This is a genomic window from Asanoa ferruginea (genome assembly GCF_003387075.1).
Classification (GTDB): domain Bacteria; phylum Actinomycetota; class Actinomycetes; order Mycobacteriales; family Micromonosporaceae; genus Asanoa; species Asanoa ferruginea.
In genome coordinates, this window is the sequence record NZ_QUMQ01000001.1 from 973,212 (window position 1) to 990,969 (window position 17,758).

Annotated in this window: 14 protein-coding genes; 9 read left to right on the top strand and 5 right to left on the bottom strand. The window is 71.3% G+C overall.

The window, feature by feature from the left end; genetic code table 11:
- Positions 1 to 32 precede the first annotated feature (32 nt).
- Positions 33 to 2,462: a helicase-associated domain-containing protein gene (locus DFJ67_RS04830; protein ID WP_116066777.1), complete on the top strand. Its 2,430-nt coding sequence runs from the start codon at positions 33 to 35 to the stop codon at positions 2,460 to 2,462.
- Here DFJ67_RS04830 and pruA read toward each other — a convergent pair.
- Entirely contained in the window at positions 2,459 to 4,087 is a 1,629-nt protein-coding gene (gene pruA / locus DFJ67_RS04835) for an L-glutamate gamma-semialdehyde dehydrogenase (protein ID WP_116066778.1), read from the bottom strand. The two genes, DFJ67_RS04830 and pruA, sit on opposite strands and share 4 nt — an antisense overlap.
- Positions 4,088 to 4,395: 308 nt before the next feature.
- Here pruA and DFJ67_RS04840 point away from each other — a divergent pair, with 308 nt between their 5' ends.
- The gene (locus DFJ67_RS04840) at positions 4,396 to 5,484 is read left to right on the top strand and encodes a hypothetical protein (protein WP_116066779.1); all 1,089 of its coding nucleotides are present in this window, start codon (positions 4,396 to 4,398) and stop codon (positions 5,482 to 5,484) included.
- Here the strand turns inward: DFJ67_RS04840 and DFJ67_RS04845 are convergent.
- Positions 5,467 to 5,919 carry a DUF6912 family protein gene (locus DFJ67_RS04845; RefSeq protein WP_409362923.1) on the bottom strand — a complete coding sequence of 151 codons (453 nt, stop codon included), beginning with the start codon at positions 5,917 to 5,919 and terminating at the stop codon, positions 5,467 to 5,469. The two genes, DFJ67_RS04840 and DFJ67_RS04845, sit on opposite strands and share 18 nt — an antisense overlap.
- Before the next feature lie 52 nt (positions 5,920 to 5,971).
- Positions 5,972 to 6,394 carry a rhodanese-like domain-containing protein gene (locus tag DFJ67_RS04850; protein WP_116066781.1) on the bottom strand — a complete coding sequence of 141 codons (423 nt, stop codon included), beginning with the start codon at positions 6,392 to 6,394 and terminating at the stop codon, positions 5,972 to 5,974.
- 94 nt (positions 6,395 to 6,488) lie between these two features.
- Between DFJ67_RS04850 and DFJ67_RS04855 the strand changes: the two genes are divergently transcribed.
- From DFJ67_RS04855 to DFJ67_RS04865, 3 genes are all read left to right on the top strand, one after another.
- The gene (locus DFJ67_RS04855) at positions 6,489 to 6,977 is read left to right on the top strand and encodes an Lrp/AsnC family transcriptional regulator (protein ID WP_116066782.1); all 489 of its coding nucleotides are present in this window, start codon (positions 6,489 to 6,491) and stop codon (positions 6,975 to 6,977) included.
- Positions 6,978 to 7,038: 61 nt separating this feature from the next.
- Positions 7,039 to 7,257, top strand: a complete 219-nt coding sequence (locus tag DFJ67_RS04860; protein WP_116066783.1) for a helix-turn-helix transcriptional regulator — start codon at positions 7,039 to 7,041, stop codon at positions 7,255 to 7,257.
- 162 nt (positions 7,258 to 7,419) lie between these two features.
- Positions 7,420 to 8,127, top strand: coding sequence for an Rv3235 family protein (locus DFJ67_RS04865; RefSeq protein ID WP_239097212.1), 708 nt, complete (start codon positions 7,420 to 7,422; stop codon positions 8,125 to 8,127).
- Positions 8,128 to 9,713: 1,586 nt separating this feature from the next.
- Here DFJ67_RS04865 and secA read toward each other — a convergent pair.
- Positions 9,714 to 12,620 (bottom strand): preprotein translocase subunit SecA, encoded by a 2,907-nt coding sequence (gene secA, locus DFJ67_RS04870; protein ID WP_116066784.1) that lies wholly within the window; start codon positions 12,618 to 12,620, stop codon positions 9,714 to 9,716.
- Positions 12,621 to 12,782: 162 nt separating this feature from the next.
- Between secA and DFJ67_RS04875 the strand changes: the two genes are divergently transcribed.
- From DFJ67_RS04875 to DFJ67_RS04890, 4 genes are all read left to right on the top strand, one after another.
- Complete coding sequence (locus tag DFJ67_RS04875; protein WP_116066785.1) at positions 12,783 to 13,955, top strand: GNAT family N-acetyltransferase; 1,173 nt, start codon at positions 12,783 to 12,785, stop codon at positions 13,953 to 13,955.
- Positions 13,952 to 15,070, top strand: a complete 1,119-nt coding sequence (locus DFJ67_RS04880; protein WP_116066786.1) for a GNAT family N-acetyltransferase — start codon at positions 13,952 to 13,954, stop codon at positions 15,068 to 15,070. The genes DFJ67_RS04875 and DFJ67_RS04880 overlap by 4 nt, the downstream gene beginning before the upstream one ends.
- A gap of 69 nt (positions 15,071 to 15,139) precedes the next feature.
- Positions 15,140 to 15,541, top strand: a complete 402-nt coding sequence (locus DFJ67_RS04885) for a hypothetical protein (RefSeq protein ID WP_116066787.1) — start codon at positions 15,140 to 15,142, stop codon at positions 15,539 to 15,541.
- Positions 15,542 to 15,563: 22 nt separating this feature from the next.
- On the top strand, positions 15,564 to 16,964 hold the full coding sequence (locus tag DFJ67_RS04890; protein ID WP_239097213.1) for a glutathionylspermidine synthase family protein: 1,401 nt from the start codon (positions 15,564 to 15,566) through the stop codon (positions 16,962 to 16,964).
- On the opposite strand, the gene hpf is transcribed toward DFJ67_RS04890, so the two are convergent.
- Positions 16,953 to 17,597, bottom strand: coding sequence for a ribosome hibernation-promoting factor, HPF/YfiA family (gene hpf, locus DFJ67_RS04895; protein ID WP_116066789.1), 645 nt, complete (start codon positions 17,595 to 17,597; stop codon positions 16,953 to 16,955). The genes DFJ67_RS04890 and hpf overlap by 12 nt on opposite strands.
- Positions 17,598 to 17,758: the final 161 nt, after the last annotated feature.

The window sequence follows — 17,758 nt, forward strand, 5'->3', positions numbered from 1 at the left end:
CCTGCACCGGCGGGTGGAGCAGGCTGCTGGCCGTGGCGTCCGCGTTGCTGAGCTGGCTGGGTCTCCGCTCGCCCGAGGAGCTCGCCGCGATCATGTCCCGGCGGCGCGACACGGTCGCCGGCACGCCACTGAGCGACCTCGATACGCTCGCGGCCCGGCTGGAGCGCGACGGCTCGGTGGCCGCCGCCCTGTCCACTGTGCCGCTTCCCCGGGCGCAGGTGGTCGAGGCGCTGGCCGGCCTCGGCGGGCCCGGCGTCGGGCTCGACCGGCTCGCGCGCGTGCTCAGCCGCGACCCGCACGATCCCGACCTGGCCGACGCGCTGGCCGATCTCGCCGAGCTGGCCCTGGTCTGGCCGGACGACACCGGAACGCTGCGGATGGCCACGCCGCTCTGGACCTACACGGAGTTCCCACTCGGTCTCGGGCCGCCGGCCGCCACCCTGCTGGAGGCGGTCGACCGGGAAAAGCTGGCCGGCATCGCGGCTGCCTGGGGGTTGCGCCTCGACCGGCCGCGGCCGGCGATCGCGGCGCTGCTCGCCGACCCGGAGCGGGTCCGCGCGACGGTCGACGCCGGGCCCGAGGAGGCCCGCGCACTGCTCGCCGAGCTGGCGCTGCACGGCCCCGCGGTGGAACTGGTGACGGTGCGGCCCGATCCGGCGGTGGGCTGGGCCCTCGACCGCGGTCTGCTGATCGCCGACGGCTGGCGGCGCGCGACGATGCCCGGCGAGGTCGTGTCGGCGCTGCGCGGTGCCGGCTGGCGTGCGCCGTTCGACCCGCGCCCGCCGGTGCTCGCGGTCCAACTCGCGCCGGCCGCGGCGGTCGACCGCGAGGCCGTTGCCGCCGGCACGGTCGCGGTGCGACTGGTCGGCGCGCTGCTCGACACCGCCGAGCGCACTCCCTTCGCGTTCCTCAAGTCCGGCGGGGTGGGCGCCCGCGAACTGCGCCGGGTGGCGAAGCTGATCGAGGCCGACGAGACCGAGGCCCGGCTCTGGCTCGAGGTGGCCTACGCGGCGGGGCTGCTCGGGCTGGTCGACGAGACGGTGGCGCCGACCCCGGCGTACGACGAGTGGCGCGGCACCACCCCCGGCGAACGGCTGGCGACCCTGGCGAGTGCCTGGTGGACGCTGCCGAACGTGCCCACCGCGACCGCGCGGCCCGGCGGCGGGCCGCCACTACCCACCCTGCTGCCCGACCTGGCCTGGGCGCCGGTGCTCGACGCCCGCCCGGGCCTGCTGCGGTTGCTCGGCGAGCTGCCACCCGGCCGGGGCGCGGCGGCCGCCGACAGCACCCTCGCCGACGCCGACGCGATCCTCGACGCGCTGCACTGGCGGCTGCCGCTGCTGGAGTCGGCCGACGCGCTGCTCGACGGCACGCTGCGGGAGGCCCGGCTGCTCGGCCTGGTCGCGCACGGAGCCCTCACCACGCTCGGCCGGGCGCTGGTCGACGCGCCGGGCACGCTCGCGGCGGTGTCCGGTGAGTTGCTGCCCGACGCGGTTGCCGAGGCGATCTTCGAGGCCGACCTGACCGCGCTGGTGCCCGGCCTACCGGCGGCGCCGCTGGCGACCCTGCTCGACGCGGCCGCCGAGCGCGACGGGTTCCGCTGGCGGTTCACGGCCCGGTCGGTGCGGGCCGCCCTGGACGCCGGGTTCACCGGCGCGACGCTGCTCGAGGCGCTGCGCATCGTCGCCGCCGACGGCGCGCTGCCGCAGGTGCTGGAATACCTGATCGACGACGCCGGCCGGCAGCACGGCCAGGTGCGGGTGCGCGCGGTCGGCTGCGTGCTGCACACCGAGTCGGCCGGGCTGGCCGCCGAGTTGCTCAGCGCCCGGCCGTTGCGCGGGCTCGGGCTGGCCGCGCTCGCGCCGACGATCCTGACCAGCCCGCGGGCCGCCGACGAGACGCTCGACCTGTTGCGCGGCGCGGGCTACTCCCCCGCGGGTGAGGACGCGACCGGAGCGCCGACCGTACGCCGGTCGCCTCGGATCCGTGCCACACCCCGGCGACGGGGCGGGCACGTCCCGGCAGCGCGGTCGGTGCCCACCGGGGATCTGGTCGAACTCGCCGAGCGGTTGCTCGAGGCCGGCCCGGCGCCGGCCGTGCTCGCCCTGGTGGCCGCCGCCGACGATCCGGCGCCGGCCGACAAGCCCAGCGAACGGCCGATGCTCTGGCTGGTGCCCGAGGTCGGCGACGAGCCCGACGACGATCCCACCGCCGAGGTGGCCGCCGTTGTCCGGCGGCACACCCCACAACTCGACCAGCGCGAGCGCGACCTGCTGGTCTATGCGATCGCGGTCGGCGGCCAGGCCATCACGATCGACTACCGCACGGCCGGCGGCGACTTCTCCAGCCGGGTCGTCGAGCCCTTGGAACTCGACGGCAAGCGGATGGTCGCCTGGTGCCATCTGCGCGAAGACGAACGCGTCTTCGGCCTCAACCGCATCGAGCGGGTGCGACCCGCTTAGCCCATGTGCGGGTAGCGGTGATCCGTCGGCGGCACGAAGGTCTCCTTGATCGTGCGGGGGCTGGTCCACCGGATCAGGTTGTGCCAGGAGCCGGCCTTGTCGTTGGTGCCGCTGGCCCGCGCGCCACCGAACGGCTGCTGGCCGACCACGGCGCCGGTCGGCTTGTCGTTGATGTAGAAGTTGCCGGCCGCGTAGCGGAGCACCTCGCCGACCTGGTCGACGACCCGGCGGTCATTGGCGAAGATCGAGCCCGTCAACGCGTAGGGTGCGGCGCTCTCCGCCTGTCGCACCACCTCGTCGAAGCGGGCGTCGTCGAAGACGTGCACGCCGAGGATCGGCCCGAAGTATTCGGTGGTGAACACCTCGTTGGTCGGGTCGGAGCACTCGACCACGGTCGGCCGCACGAACCAGCCCTCGCTGTCGTCGGCGGTGCCACCGGCGAGCACGGTGCTGGTCGCCGAGTTCTTGATCCGGTCGAGCGCGCCGGCGTGCTTGGCGAACGCCCGGGCGTCGATCACCGCGCCGCCGAAGTTGCGGAAGTCGCTCACGTCGCCGTAGGTCAGGCTGTCGGCGGTCGCGGCCAGCCGGTCGCGCAGGCCGCCTTCCCAGATCGACCGCGGGATGTAGGCGCGGGACGCCGCCGAGCACTTCTGGCCCTGATATTCGAAGGCACCCCGGATCAGGGCGGTGTGCAGCGCATCGACGTCGGCGCTTCCGTGCGCGACGACGAAGTCCTTGCCACCGGTCTCGCCGACCAGCCGCGGGTAGCCCCGGTAGCGGTCGAGGTTGGTGCCCACCTCGTGCCAGAGGTGCCGGAAGGTCGGAGTCGAACCGGTGAAGTGGATGCCGGCCAGGTCGGGGTCGGTCAGCGCGACCTCGGAGACGGCCAGGCCGTCGCCGGTCACCATGTTGATCACGCCGGGCGGCAGGCCGGCGGCCTCGAACAGGCGCATCGTGAAGTGCGCCGCGAACTGCTGGGTCGGCGACGGCTTCCAGATCACCGTGTTGCCCATCAGCGCCGGTGCGCTGGGCAGGTTGCCGGCGATCGCGGTGAAGTTGAACGGCGTGATCGCGTAGACGAAGCCCTCCAGCGGGCGGTGGTCGAACCGGTTCCACACGCCGTTGGCCGACCGCGGCTGGTCGGCCAAGAGGTCGTGGCCGAACTTTACGTTGAAGCGAAGGAAGTCGATCAGCTCACAGGCCGCGTCGATCTCCGCCTGGTAGGCGGTCTTCGACTGGCCGAGCATGGTCGCCGCGTTGAGCGTGTCGCGCCAGGGGCCGGCCAGCAGATCGGCTGCCCGGAGGAAGATGGCCGACCGGTCCTCGTAGGAAAGGCTCCGCCACATGGGTGCCGCCGCCTTCGCGGCCGTCACCGCCGCCTGCGCGTCAGCGTTGGACGCGTTGTGGGTGACCCCCAGCACATGCCGGTGATGGTGTGGCTGGACGACGTCGATGGCGTCGCCGGCGCCCATGCGCTGCTCGCCGTCGATCGTCATGGTCAGCTCGGCCCGCTCGCCCGCCAGTTCGGCGAGGCGGCGCTGGAGGCTGTCACGCTCGGCGCTGCCGGGCGCGTAGTCGCGCACCGGCTCGTTGCGCGGCTCGGGGGTGGTGAACACGGCGTCCATCTACGGCTCCTGACCGATCTCGACGGCTTTGGCGACATCCGGCCCGCCGGCGCCGGGCGGTCAACCGGGCGCGCGGCCGCGGTGACCGGCGGGTGCCGGCGCCACGGCGGTGGGACCTCAAGCCATATTCGCACGTCCGACCGCACGGGTACGGGTCTGCGCCCGCGCCCGGGCGGTGTCAGAGGGCCCGCGTACGCTGGGGCGTCGAGCGGACCGGGGTCATACGGACCGAAGGGGAGACGATGAGCGAGCGCACCGGGGCTGTGGGCACCGAACCCGACTCGCCACCTGACGGAGCTCCGGTTGTGGTGGAGCAGCGGACGCGGGCGGGCGACCCGGCACCCGCCGCTGTCGAGGCCGCCGAGAGCGCCGATCTGGTCGCCGAAACTGACACGGTCGCCGACACCGAGACGGTCCCCGACCCTGAGCCGGTCGGCGACGCTGAGCCGGTCGCCGACGCTGAGCCGGCCGACCCTGAGCCGGCCGACCCTGAGCCGGCCGATGGAGCCGGTGACAGCGCTCCGGTGCGGATCTCGTCGCGGCCGACCGGCCGTACCCCCGGAATGGTTCCTGGTCCTGGCGCCGGGATCTTGGCTCTGCTCGCGTTGGCCTGGTTCGGCACCACGCTGTGGGTGCTCCAGCGGGAGATCTCGACCTCGGTGACCGACGCGGTGGCGATCGCCTCGGCGGCCATCTCGCTGCCGACGGTCGTCTCGGCGAGCCTGGTCGCGGGCGCCGCGTCGGCCCTGGTCGCGGTCAACCTGATCGCCCGCGCGGGCTGGACGCCGGCGGCATCGACCCGGTGGGCGGGCGCGCTGGTCACCAGCATCGCCGTCGGTCTGTTGGGCGCGCTCGGCGTGATCGTCGGCTACGACGGGCCCGGCAGCCGGGTCCTCGCCGCGACGGTCGCGGCGGCTGCGGTGGTCGGCGGCGCGCTCGCCGGCCTGCGCCCGACCTCGGTGGTGGCGGCGGTGCTGTCCGGAGCGCTCGCGGTGTTCGCGGTGCAGTTCGTGCTCAACTACCTCGGCGCCGACTCGATCTCCGGCTCCAGCAACCTGGCCGCGATCGTGGCCGGCGTGGTCGCGGGCCTGGTTCCGTTCTTCTACCTGCGCCGGGTGACCCGGCGGGAGACCACCGAGGGCGGCGCGCTGCGCTGGCCGTTCTACATGCTGACCGGTGCCGGTGTCGGCGTCGCCCTGCTAATCACCGAGGTGGTCACCCGGGTCGGTGGCGCGCAGGTGCTCGACGCGGTGGCGTCGCTGAGCGACCTCGACCGCGCCTACCGCGCCGAGGTCGACGGCAAGCGCCTGGTCTACGCGCTGATCGTGCTGTTCGTCGGCGCGCTGGCGGCCACGATCGCGTTCGGCCGCACGCTGCCGTCAAAGAAGCGTGTCTAGCTCCGACACGTCAAACCACTCCAGCTCGTGGTCTTCGGCGCTGTCGACGGTGAACTGCGCGTCGGGGTCGCCGGCCAGGGCCTCTTCGACCTGATCGGCGGCCGCGGCGACGTCTTGCGCCGCATCAGCGCTGTCCACGTGGATGGCGGCGACCGACTGCACCGGCACCGGCCCGGTCAGCTTGACCATGCTCGACCCGAGCTCGGCGTCGACCCGCTGGACGGCCGTGCGGGCCAGGTCGGCGGAGACCACGACCCGCCGGCGCGGTGCGTCGGGATCGCGGCGGAGCAGGCGCAGGGCGCTCTGTGCGGCGCGGGTGAAGGCGACGTATTCGAGCTCTTCCTCGTCGCCTTCCGCGTACCACTCGCGTAGGTCGGCGGTCACCGCGTGCGCGGCGGCGGCGGTCAGGCCCTCGTTGCGGAGGGCGGCGAGCATGGGCAGCGTCGCCGGCAGGTAGACCCGGATCAGAGCGTCTGGCACCGCACGTTCATACACTGCCCGCGGGTGTGGCCGCCAGCGGCGCGGTCAACGGGTCTGCCGGTCGGGTGACCAGCCCGTCGGCGGTGCTGACCGGGAAACCCTCGCGGATCCAGTATTCGATGCCGCCGATCATCTCCCGCACCTGATAACCGCGGCGCGCCAGCTCGTGGGCGGCCTTGGTGGCGCCGTCGCACCCCGGGCCCCAGCAGTAGACGACGACGGGCTTCGTCTTGTCCGGCAGCTTCCTGCTGGCGTGCAGGGGGATCGTCTTTCGGGGCAGATGGATGGCGTACGGGATGTGCCCCTGGCGCCAGGAGGCCAGGTCACGGGTGTCGACGAGGGTGAAGGGCGGGTCGTCGCCCGCGGCGCGTACATCTGAGACGTCGGTCTGAAAGGCCAGCTTGGCGGCGAAGAACTCCTCGGCGTTCATGGTTGTTGACGCTATTGGCGTTTCGTTCGTGGCTGAAGTGGCGATTCCCGGTGCTTGGCTGGTTCTGCCGGTGATTCGCCGGTAGTTTGCTCTCGTGGCCGCTGATTCCCCTCTTCTCGATGCGACGGACTGGAAGCTGTTGTCGGCGCTCCAGCAGGACGGGCGGGCGTCGTTCGCCGAGTTGGCCCGGTCGGTGGCGATGTCGCCGAGCGCGGTGACCGAGCGGGTGCGCCGGCTGGAGGAGGCCGGGGTGCTGGCCGGCTACCGCGCGGTCGTGGCGCCGTCTGCCGTCGGCCTGGGCATCATGGCGTTCGTCCGGTTGCGCTATCCGACCGGCAACTACAAGCCGTTCTACGCGCTGCTCGACACCACGCCCGAGATCATCGAGGCACACCACGTCACTGGCGAAGACTGCTTCGTGCTCAAGGTGATGGCCCGCTCGATGCGCCACCTGGAGACGGTGGCCGGCCGGATCGCGGGCCTGGGCTCGGTCACGACGAGCGTGGTCTACTCCAGCCCGCTACCCGGCCGGGAGGTGTCCGCGGGTGCCGCGCTGCCGGCTGGCCCCGGGGCCGAGGCATAGGTGCTGCCGCGAGGCAGTCGGTGGCAAACTGAGCCAACCGAGCAAACATTGGGGTGACACGGTGGAGTCGAGGTTCCTGCAACTGTCCGAGGTGGCCGAGGAACTGGCCGTCTCGGACTCGCAGGTCTACCACATGGTCCGCAGCGGCGAACTCCCCGCAATCAAAATCGGCGGCCGCGGCCAGTGGCGGGTCGAGCGGGTCAAGCTCGAGGAATACATAGCCCGTAAATACACCGAGACCGCGGAGTGGGTGCAGGGCAACCCGCTGGTCGACAAGTAGCCCGTTTCCTGGTTATCGGGGTGTCCGCTGAGGCGGACACCCCGTTTTCGTGGCACGACATTGACGGTGGCCAAGGTCTGCGGCCAGAATGAGGCAGTCGGAGGCAAACGAAGGCAAACGCAAGATTCTTTGTTTCGACCAGCCACCCGGGGAGGCTGCCCGATGTCCATCGCCACCCAAGCCACACCCGTGCGACCGGAACCCCACCCGGCCCCGCGCGGCTCGATCAGCCGGCGCCCCACACCGGCGCCCTACCGGGTCGCCCACGACGGCGGCGCGTCGCTGATCCGCCGATCACCACATCAGAAGCGCACGGTGACCCGCGGCTACTGGCCACCGATCCCGGTCCGTCCCGCACCCACGTTCGAGCCGCCCTATGTCGACGAGCCCGGCGCCAACGACTGGTACCGCGAGGCCGCCGGCCAGCTGGCCTTCGACTTCGCGTCGTTGTTCCGCCAACGCGAGCCAGCTCTACCCGTCGTTCCTGCGCCAACCGCACCGCCGCCGATCGTCTCGGCTTCCCTCGAGGCCCAATCGGCGGCGCGCCGCTTCACCCGGGCGTGCCTGGAGATCCTCAACGGCTACCGGCCGGCGGCGCACGTCCGCTCACTAGCCCAACCGAGCACCGCACACACCCTGATCGACCAACTGGTCGACGCCCTACGCCGAATGCCGGGCCCGCCAGCCGCGTCCCGCCGCGCCGCCCAGCCGGAGTTGGTGAAGCTCCGCCGCCTGCGAGTCAGCGAGCCGATGCCAGGCGTGGTGGAGGCGGCTGCGGCGTTAGGCACCGACAGCCGCACCTGGGCAATGGCCTTCCGTCTGGAACACAAGAGCACCGCCTGGCTAGGCACCGTCCTCCAGGTCATCTGACCCCCGGAGCGCCCACTGGCCCGGGCACGCCGGTGGGCGCTCTGGGCTCCATCCGTCCATAGCCCCCTGCAGCCCACAGCTTCGCCCGAAGTAGGCCGAGTCCTCTGGACGCCGCAGTGGCCGCAGGTGCCGCAGGGACCGCGACCACCGCGGGGTCAAGACACCGCGGCGGCCGCGGTCACCGCTGGGACAGCACCACCACAGGCTCAAGGCCCTACGGCGGCTGCAGTCACCGCTGGAACCGCGATCGCCGCGGCCTCAACGCACCGCAGTGGGCGCCAGCAGTGCTGGGGCCGCGACCGCCGCAGGCTCAAGGCCCTACGGCGGCCGCGGTCACCGCTGGAACCGCGACCGCCGCGGCCTCAACGCACCGCAGTGGGCGCCAGCAGCGCTGGGACCGCGACCGCCGCGGGCTCAACGCACAGCGGCGCTTGCGGTCACCGCTGGAACCGCGACCGCCGCGGGCTCAACGCACAGCGGCGCTTGCAGTCACCGCTGGAACCGCGACCGCCGCGGGCTCAACGCACAGCGGCGCCTGCGGTCACCGCTGGAACCGCGACCGCCGCGGGCTCAACGCACAGCGGCGCCTGCGGTCACCGCTGGAACCGCGACCGCCGCGGTCTCAAAGCACCGCAGCCGCAACGGGCACTGCCGGACCGGTACCGGCAGGCGCAAGACACCGCGGTGGCCGCGGGCACCCCCCACCGCGGCCACCGCGGGCTCAGCCCGCTGCCGCCCAGCGGGCACGGCCGGGACCTCGGCACCGGCGGGCTAAGGCCGCCGTGTCGTAGCCCTGCCGGTCCGGTCGCAGCAGGCACCGCCGGGACCGATACCGGCAGGTGCAGACACCGCTGTGGCCGCGGGCACCCCCCACCGCGGCCACAGCGGGCTCAGCCCGGCCAACGGACGCAGCGGGCGACGGCGGCCAGCCGCCCGGGGGGCGGATCGGCGCCGGCGCGACCTGATCTGGGGCGTTTGATATGGGGTTGGCTCGGCGTTTCCCGCTCGCCAGCCACCCCAGATCAGATCGAAGACCGACGCCGGAGCCCGGCGATCCCACCGACGCTTTGCTCTGCTGCCATCTAGGCCCCACCGCTCAGGGTGCCGGGGCGTATCTGGCAGCAGAGCAAAGTCTCCTGACCCCTTTGCTCTGCACCCCTGTAGGCAGCACCCACGAGGGCCTGCGCTTCCCACAAGGGTGCAGAGCAAAGCCGGCTGACGCGGCGGCCGGGGCCGCGGCGGCCGTCGCTGGGACCGGCCACCGCGACCGCCGCCGAGCCAGGCCGCGGCTGTCAGCGTCGCCTCGGGCCACGCCGTCAGCCCAAGCCACCGCGGGCGCCACCGGCCCAGACCACCGCGACCGCGGGCGCGTCCGGCCCAGGCCACCGCGGGCGCCGCCGCGACCGCGACGACCAAGCCGATCAATGACGCCGCAGCCACCGCAAGCGCCGCAGGGACCGCGGTGGGTGGGTGCGGACGGGGCGGGCAGCGATGGGGAATGCCAGCCTGAAAGGAGAGCCGGCGGCCCGCCCCGGGAAACGGAAAAGCCCGCCTCCAGCGCGGAGGCGGGCTTTTCCTAAGGCGTGTCAGTTCCCCGTCGGGGATCCGTGGCAGCGCTTGTATTTCTTGCCTGAACCGCACGGGCAGGGCGCGTTGCGGGACGGGCCGTTGCTCGGCGCGGCGGCCTTGCCGGGCGACGGGCGGCGGCCCGGCGTCGGGCGCGGGCGATCGCCGTCGCCGGCAGGGGCCGGGCCACCCACGCCCAGGGCCGGTGCGTGCTGCATCGGCGGCTGGGGCTGGACCTGCTGCACTGCGACCCCGCCGCCGCCGGCGGCGCCGTCGATGGTGGGCGCTGAGTATTGCAGGCCCTGGGGGCGCGAGGAGCGGCCCAGGCCCTTGGCCTTGATCTCGATGGTCGCGTCGTCGGGCATTGGGAGGCCGCCGCGGGCTGCCGGTTCGGCCGCCGCCTCGGGGGTTGGGGTTTCCTCGACCTGGACTTCCAGGTTGTAGAGGAAGCCGACCGTCTCCTCCTTGATGCCGTCCATCATCGTGGCGAACATCTCGAAGCCCTCGCGCTGGTATTCGACCACCGGGTCGCGCTGGGCGTAGGCCCGCAGGCTGATGCCTTCCTGCAGGTAGTCCATCTCGTAGAGGTGCTCGCGCCACTTGCGGTCGATGACCTGGAGCAGCACCATGCGCTCGAGTTGGCGGGTCGCCTCGACGCCGAGTTCTTCCTCGCGGGTGTCGTAGGCGTTGTGGGCGTCGTCCTTCATCCGGGCGAGCAGGAAGTCGGCGTCGATGCTGTTGCGCTCGCCACCTGCTTCGTCTTCAACGTCTTCGACGGTCACGCCGACCGGGTAGAGCTGCTTCAGGCTCGACCAGAGCTGGTCGAGATCCCAGTCTTCGGCGTAGCCGTCGGCGGTGGCGCCCTGCACGTAGGCCTCGACCGTGTCGTCGATCATGTGGCGCACCTGGTCGTGCAGGTCTTCGCCGTCGAGCACGCGCTTGCGCTCGGCGTAGATGACCTGGCGCTGGCGGTTGAGCACCTCGTCGTATTTCAGAACGTTCTTGCGGATCTCGGCGTTTTGGCCCTCGATCTGGGCCTGGGCGCTGCGGATCTGCCGGGTCACCATCTTGGACTCGATCGGCACATCCTCGGGGATGTTGAACCGCTCCATGACGGCCTCGACCGCACCCGCGCGGAAGCGGCGCATCAGCTCGTCCTGGAGCGACAGGTAGAACCGGGACTCGCCCGGGTCGCCCTGCCGGCCGGAACGGCCGCGGAGCTGGTTGTCGATCCGGCGGGACTCGTGTCGCTCGGTGCCCAGCACGTAGAGACCGCCGGCCTCGATGACCTCGTCGGCCTCGGCCTCGCAGTGCTGCTTCCAGCGGGGCAGGATCTCCTCGAACGCCTTGGCGTAGTCGTCTTCGTGCTCGACCGGGTCGAGACCGCGCTGGTGCAGCTCGGCCGCCGCCAGGTTGTCGGCGCTGCCGCCGAGCAGGATGTCGGTGCCTCGACCGGCCATGTTGGTCGCGACGGTCACCGCGCCACGCCGGCCGGCCTGCGCGATGATCTCCGCCTCCTGGGCGTGGTATTTCGCGTTGAGGACCGAGTGCGTGATGCCGCGGCGGCGCAGCAACTGGGAGAGGATCTCGGAGTTTTGCACCGAGACCGTGCCGACCAGGATCGGCTGGCCCAGGGCGTGCCGCTCGGCGATGTCTTCGATGACCGCGTTGAACTTGGCCTTCTCGGTCTTGTAGATGACGTCGGGGCGGTCGATGCGGACCATCGGGCGGTGGGTCGGGATCGAGACCACGCCGACGTTGTAGACCTTGTTGAACTCGCCGGCCTCGGTCTGCGCCGTGCCGGTCATGCCGGCCAGCTTCTCGTACAAGCGGAAGTAGTTCTGCAGTGTGATCGTCGCAAGAGTCTGGTTCTCCTGCTTGATCTCGACGCCTTCCTTGGCCTCGATCGCCTGGTGCATGCCCTCGTTGTAGCGGCGGCCGTGCAGGATGCGGCCGGTGAACTCGTCGACGATCAGCACCTCACCGTCGTTGACGATGTAGTCCTTGTCGCGCTTGTAGAGCTCTTTGGCCTTGATCGCGTTGTTGAGGTAGCCGACGAGCGGCGTGTTGACCGACTCGTAGAGGTTGTCGATGCCGAGCCGGTCTTCGACCTTGGCGACACCGCGCTCGGTGATCGCGATCGTGCGCTTGGCGTAGTCGACCTCGTAGTCGCCCTCGCCGTCCTTGCCGACCTGGAGCCGGGCGACGACGCCGGAGAACTCCGTATACCACCGGGCTGAGTGCTCGGCCGGGCCGGAGATGATCAGCGGGGTGCGCGCCTCGTCGATGAGGATCGAGTCGACCTCGTCGACGATCGCGAAGTTGTGACCGCGCTGCACCAACTCGTCCTTCGACCACGCCATGTTGTCGCGCAGGTAGTCGAAGCCGAACTCGTTGTTGGTGCCGTAGGTGATGTCGCACTCGTAGGCGGCGCGGTGCTCGACCGCCGGCCGGTTGGGCAGCACGACACCGACGGTGAGCCCGAGGAACTGGTGCACCCGCCCGACCCACTCGGCGTCACGTTGCGCCAGGTAGTCGTTGACGGTGATGACGTGCACGCCCTTGCCCGAGAGGCCGTTGAGATAGGCGGGGAAGACACCGGTCAGGGTCTTGCCCTCACCGGTCTTCATCTCCGAGATGTTGCCGAAGTGCAACGCCGCGCCGCCCATGAGCTGCACGTCGTAGGCCCGCTGGCCAAGCACCCGGGCGGCCGCCTCGCGGGCGGTCGCGAACGCTTCCGGCAGCAGGTCGTCGAGGGTCTCACCCTCGGCCAGCCGCTCCCGGTATTGGAAAGTTAAATCACGGAGTTCTTCGTCGGTGAGGTTGACGTAGTCGTCCTCGATCGAGTTGATCGCAGCTGCGATGGCCTTGAGCCGGCGCAACATGCGTCCTTCGCCCGCACGAAGGAACTTTTCCAGAATCGACACGGATCAACGCTCCCCTAGACGGTCTGCCGAACTATGGTAGGCGCTCCTACGGGGTGACTGTCAGGGGCGGTTCCCGACGAGCAGGTTATAACGGACATAATGAAGCTAACGCCGGGAGAAATCCGGTTATGCCCCGGGGGAACCGTCCGGCAGGATGACCGCGTGGAGCCCCCGAAGATCATCAAAGATGGTTTGGTCATACGCGCGTGGCGTGCGGATGACGCGGCGTCGGTCGAGCGGGCCTGCCAGGATCCGGACATTCAGCGCTGGACCTCCGTCCCGGTTCCCTACCGCCGCGAGCACGCCGACTATTTCGTCGGCCAACTCTCCCCCACAGCCTGGCATGCCGGCACCGGCGCCCCCCTCGGGGTCTTCGACGAGGCCACCGGCGAGTTGCTCGGCTCCTCCGGGCTGATCTCGCTGAGCGCCGACCGCACCGTTGGTGAGATCGGTTACTGGACCGCGCCGTGGGCACGCGGTCGGGGCGCCGCCACCGCCGCCGCCCGCGCGGTTGCGCAGTGGGCAATTGATCTTGGGGTACGGCGGCTCGTCTGGCGCGCCGAGGTCGGCAACCACCTGTCCCGCCTGGTCGCGCTGCGGGCCGGCTTCACGATGGAGGGCATCGCCCGGCACGACCTCGAGGACCGCAGTGGCGAGCGGCGCGACGCCTGGGTCGGCTCCCTGCTGCCCGGCGACCCGACCGACCCCGACGTCGCCGGGCCGGGCTCGCCCGAGGCACGCCGCGCGGTCGCGTTCAGCCGGCCGCAGCCCGACCTCTTCGCGGCAACCCGCGGCGGGGAGCTCAAGCTGCGCCCGCTGGAGGAGCGCGACATCGACGCCATCACCGAAAGCTCGAACGACCCGGAAACAGTTCGCTGGACCACGATCCCGCACCCCTACCGCCGCGAGCACGGCGAGTTCTTCGTCCGCGACTACTGCGCCGGGGTCTGGCTCCGCGGCACGGGAGCGGTGTTCGGCATCAGCGATCCGGAAACTGACGCCTACGCCGGGATCATGGAACTGCGCCTGCACCCCACCCGCCCGGCGCTCGCCGACGTCGGTTTCGTGGTCCCGCCGCAGGCGCGCGGTCGCGGTTTCGCGCCGGCGGCCCTGTCGGCGGTCTGCGCCTGGGGTTTCACCGCGCTCGGCGTCGAGCGGATCGGTTGGTGGGCCAACGCCGGCAACGAGGCGTCGCGGCGGGTCGCCGACAAGGCCGGCTTCACGTTCGAGGGCACCAACCGCGGCTACCTCGAGCACCGCGGCGAGCGGGTCGACGGGTGGGCGGGGGCGCTGTTAGCGTCCGATGAGCCGTTCAACGGGAGGGCACAGGCATGAAGCCCGAAACCATCGAGGCGCCGGGTGTACGGCTGCGCCTGGTTCGCGACAACGACGCGGCCGACATCGAGACCGCTTGCAACGACGGCGACGTCCGCCGGTTCCTGCCGAGCCTGCCCCAGCCCTATACCCGCGACGACGCGCAGCGGTTCGTCCGCGACGGCGCCACCGAGGCGTGGGCGACCGGTGGCGGCATCTACGCGATCGCCGACCCGGCCACCGACCGGTTGCTCGGCACGATCGGCGTGCACCACGTCGACAATGACCGCGCGCAGGGCGAGATCGGCTACTGGGTGGCGCCGTGGGCCCGCGGGAAGCGGGTCGCGACGACGGCGACCAAGGCCCTCGCCGCGCACGCGTTCGCCGAGGGTTTCGACCGGCTCGAGCTGCTGACCGCCTGGGAAAACGCGAAGAGCGTCCGGGTCGCGCTGGCGGCCGGTTTCCAGTCCGAGGGCGCCCGCCGCGGCGCGGCGCGTAACGCCGACGGCACGCGGCGCGAGGTCGCGGTCTTCGCCCGGCTGGTCGGTGACCCCGGCGAGCCGGTCAAACGGCTGCTGCCCGACCTGCCCGGCGGCCAGCTCACCGACGGCGTGCTGACCCTGCGGCCGGTCGCGCCGGCTGACGCCGACTTCTACTTCGACCTGCTCAGCACTCCCGACATCATCGCGTCGCACGTGCCGCCGGTCGCACCCGACCGCGAGGAGATCCAGCTCCGCTGCGAGCGGGCGCAAACCCGCTGGCTGCTGGGTGAGCGCGCCGACCTCGTGATGGTCGACGCCGCGACGGGTGCCCCGGCCGGTGACATCGGCCTCTACTACCAGGAGCCGATGACCGGGCAGGCGATGATCGGCTACTGCGTGCACCCGGCGTTCCGCGGCCGGCGCTTCGCGACCCGGGCAAGCGTGCTGCTGGGCCGGTGGGTGTTCGCCAACACCGGCATCGGCCGGCTGATCGCCGGCACCAACCCGAGCAACGCCGGCTCGCAGAAGGTGCTCGAGGCGGCCGGCTTCCTCCGCGAGGGCTACCAGCGCAGCCGGCTGCCCGGTCTGGCCGGCGGCCGCATCGACGACATCCTCTGGGCCGTGCTGCCCGGTGATCTCCGCGAGACGACCTGAACGGTCATCGCCCGTGGTTGCGCTCGTCGATTAAGGTGAGCCCACTTGCAGCGGGACCTGGGAGATGAGATGACTGTTCGGCGGCGCAGCACTGCGCGCGTCGTTCTGGGCGCCGCGTTCCTCGGCCTGGCGGCTGGTGGGGTGGCGGCCTGCGACTCGGCCGATGACGACCACACCTTCTACTGCGTCGACCAGAACGACACGATCGTCAACGAAGACGACTGCGACGACGACGGCAACGGGCACGGCGGCTTCTTCTTCTGGGCACACTCGCCGCGCTACAAGAAGGGCCTCAAGGCCGGCGCCAAGCTGCCCTCGGGCGGGTCGAAGTTCGCCTACAACGATGCCGCCCAGCGCACCGCCTGGGGCCTCCCGGCGACCGGCCGGGTCAGCAACGGCACGGTCAAGTCGAGCGTGGTCGGCAAGGGCGGCAGCAGCGGAGGCGGCAGCAGCAAGTCGTCCGGCGGCTGAGGTGCGTCGGGTCGCACACGGTGTGCAACGAGAGGCTTGGGAGCGGGCCAACGCCGCCCTCGGGCTGACCTACAACGACACTCCGCTGCCCGACGGGCGGGTCGTCTCCTACTGGCGCGAGGGCCCGTTCTACGACTTCGACCTCGACGAGGTGCTGGCGCTCGAGCAGGCGGCGAGCACCCTGCACCGGATGTGTGTGGAGGCGGGCGACCATATCGTTTCCCGTTGCCCGCGGCGCGACCGCGCGGTGCGCCGGGAGGCCTACCTGTCCGCCGAGTGCTGGCCCGACACGTGCCTGATGTCGAAGATCGGCATCCCGGAATACGTGCACGAGCAGGTGATCCGCACCTGGTTCGACGGTGACAAGGACGCCTGGACCCACGCCGACAAGGACCTGTTCGGCGCGCACACGCACGCGCCGCAGGGCCCCGACTACTCGCCGAGCGTCTACGGCCGGTTCGACCTCTGGTATGCCGGCAAGGGCAGCACGCCCAAGCTGCTGGAGTTCAACGCGCAGACGCCGACCGCCCTGCTGGAGAGCGCGGTGATCCAGTGGGCCTGGCTGGAGCAGACCGGCCAGACCAACGACCCCGAGCGGCAGTGGAACGCGTTGCACGAGCGGCTGGTCGAGGCGTGGCGGCGCAACATGGCGGAGTTGCGCGCGGCGCGCCCGTGGCTGCCCGAGCGGCCGACGATCTACTTCGCCTACGAGACCAGCGAGACCTCGGGCGAAGACCGGATGAACGTGGCCTACCTGATGGAAACCGCGACACAGGCGGGTTTCCCGACCGAGCTGATCGCGATGAGCCAGATCGGTGTCGACGAGGCCGACGGCAGTGTCCGGTTCCAGCGCAACCAGTTCGACGTCGGCCCGCAGATCGACGTGATCTTCATTCTCTACCCGTGGGAATGGCTCTGGCACGAGGAGGGCGGCCGGCCGATCTTCCGCAACATGGCCGACCCCACCAAGCGCGGCACGGTCTGGATCGAGCCGCCGTGGACCGCCGCGCTGTGGTCCAACAAGGGGCTGCTGCCCGTGCTCTGGGAGCTGTTCGGTGACAAGCCCGAGGGCGAGCTGTTGCTACCGGCCTACTTCGCCACGGACCGACCGGCGACCATGACGTCGTACGCGAAGAAGCCCATCTGGTCCCGTGAGGGTGCCAACATCGAGCTTGTCCGCGACAACGTGCCGTTGGTCGCCAACCGCCAGGGCGACTATGGCGCCGAGGGCTTCGTCTACCAGGAGTTGCGCGAGCTGCCGTCGTTCACCGGTCTGGAGGGGGTCTGCCACCCGGTGCTCGGCGTGTGGATGATCGACGGCGAGCCGGCCGGTCTGGGCATCCGGGAAGGAGTGGGCGTCGACGGGCTGATCACCCGCAACGACGCCCACTTCGTCCCGCACACGATCAACTCACACCTGTAGCGAGATGATCCCGTAGTCGTATCCCTTGCGGCGGTAGACCACGCTCGGCTGGCCGCTTTCCTTGTCGTTGAACAGATAGAAGTCGTGTCCGACGAGCTCCATCTGGAAGAGCGCGTCGTCGACGGTCATCGGCTCGCCCGGGTGCTCCTTGACCCGCGCGACATGCCACGGCTGGTCGTCTTGCTCGTCTTCGGCCACGGCGTAACGGTCGGCCGGGTCGTCGAGCACCGCGGTCGCGGTGTTCTTGGCCCGCCGCGCCGCCGGAACCACCGGCTCCGCCGCCTGTAGGCCGGCCGTGTGCTCGGCCACCGAAACGGGGGTACGCCCACGGCTCACCCGCCGCCGGTCGGCCGCACGACGCAGCCTGCTGTCGAGCCGGGTGATCGCCGCGTCCAGGGCGGCATAGAAGTCGGAGGCGCAAGCCTCGGCGCGGACGACCGGCCCACGGGACGCGCAGGTGATCTCCACGCGCTGACAGTGGTCGGACTGGCGCGGGTTGCGCTCGTGGAATAACTCGACGTCGACCCGGATCAACTTCTGGTCGTAACGTTCGACCTTCGCCAGTTTGTCGGCGACGTGAATCCGGAAATGCTCGGGCACCTCAACGTTTCGGCCCTTGACGACGATGTCCACGCGTTACCTCCCACAACGATCTGTGCTGATGCGGTGGTGATGATGGAAGGCCGGCTACGCCGCATGATCTGACCCAGGGCGTCGACCGACCGGACGGTGCGCCTCCTTTCGGATGCGGGTCCCCTCGGGGCTTGGACCACAGTCCTACCCCGGTGAACTTC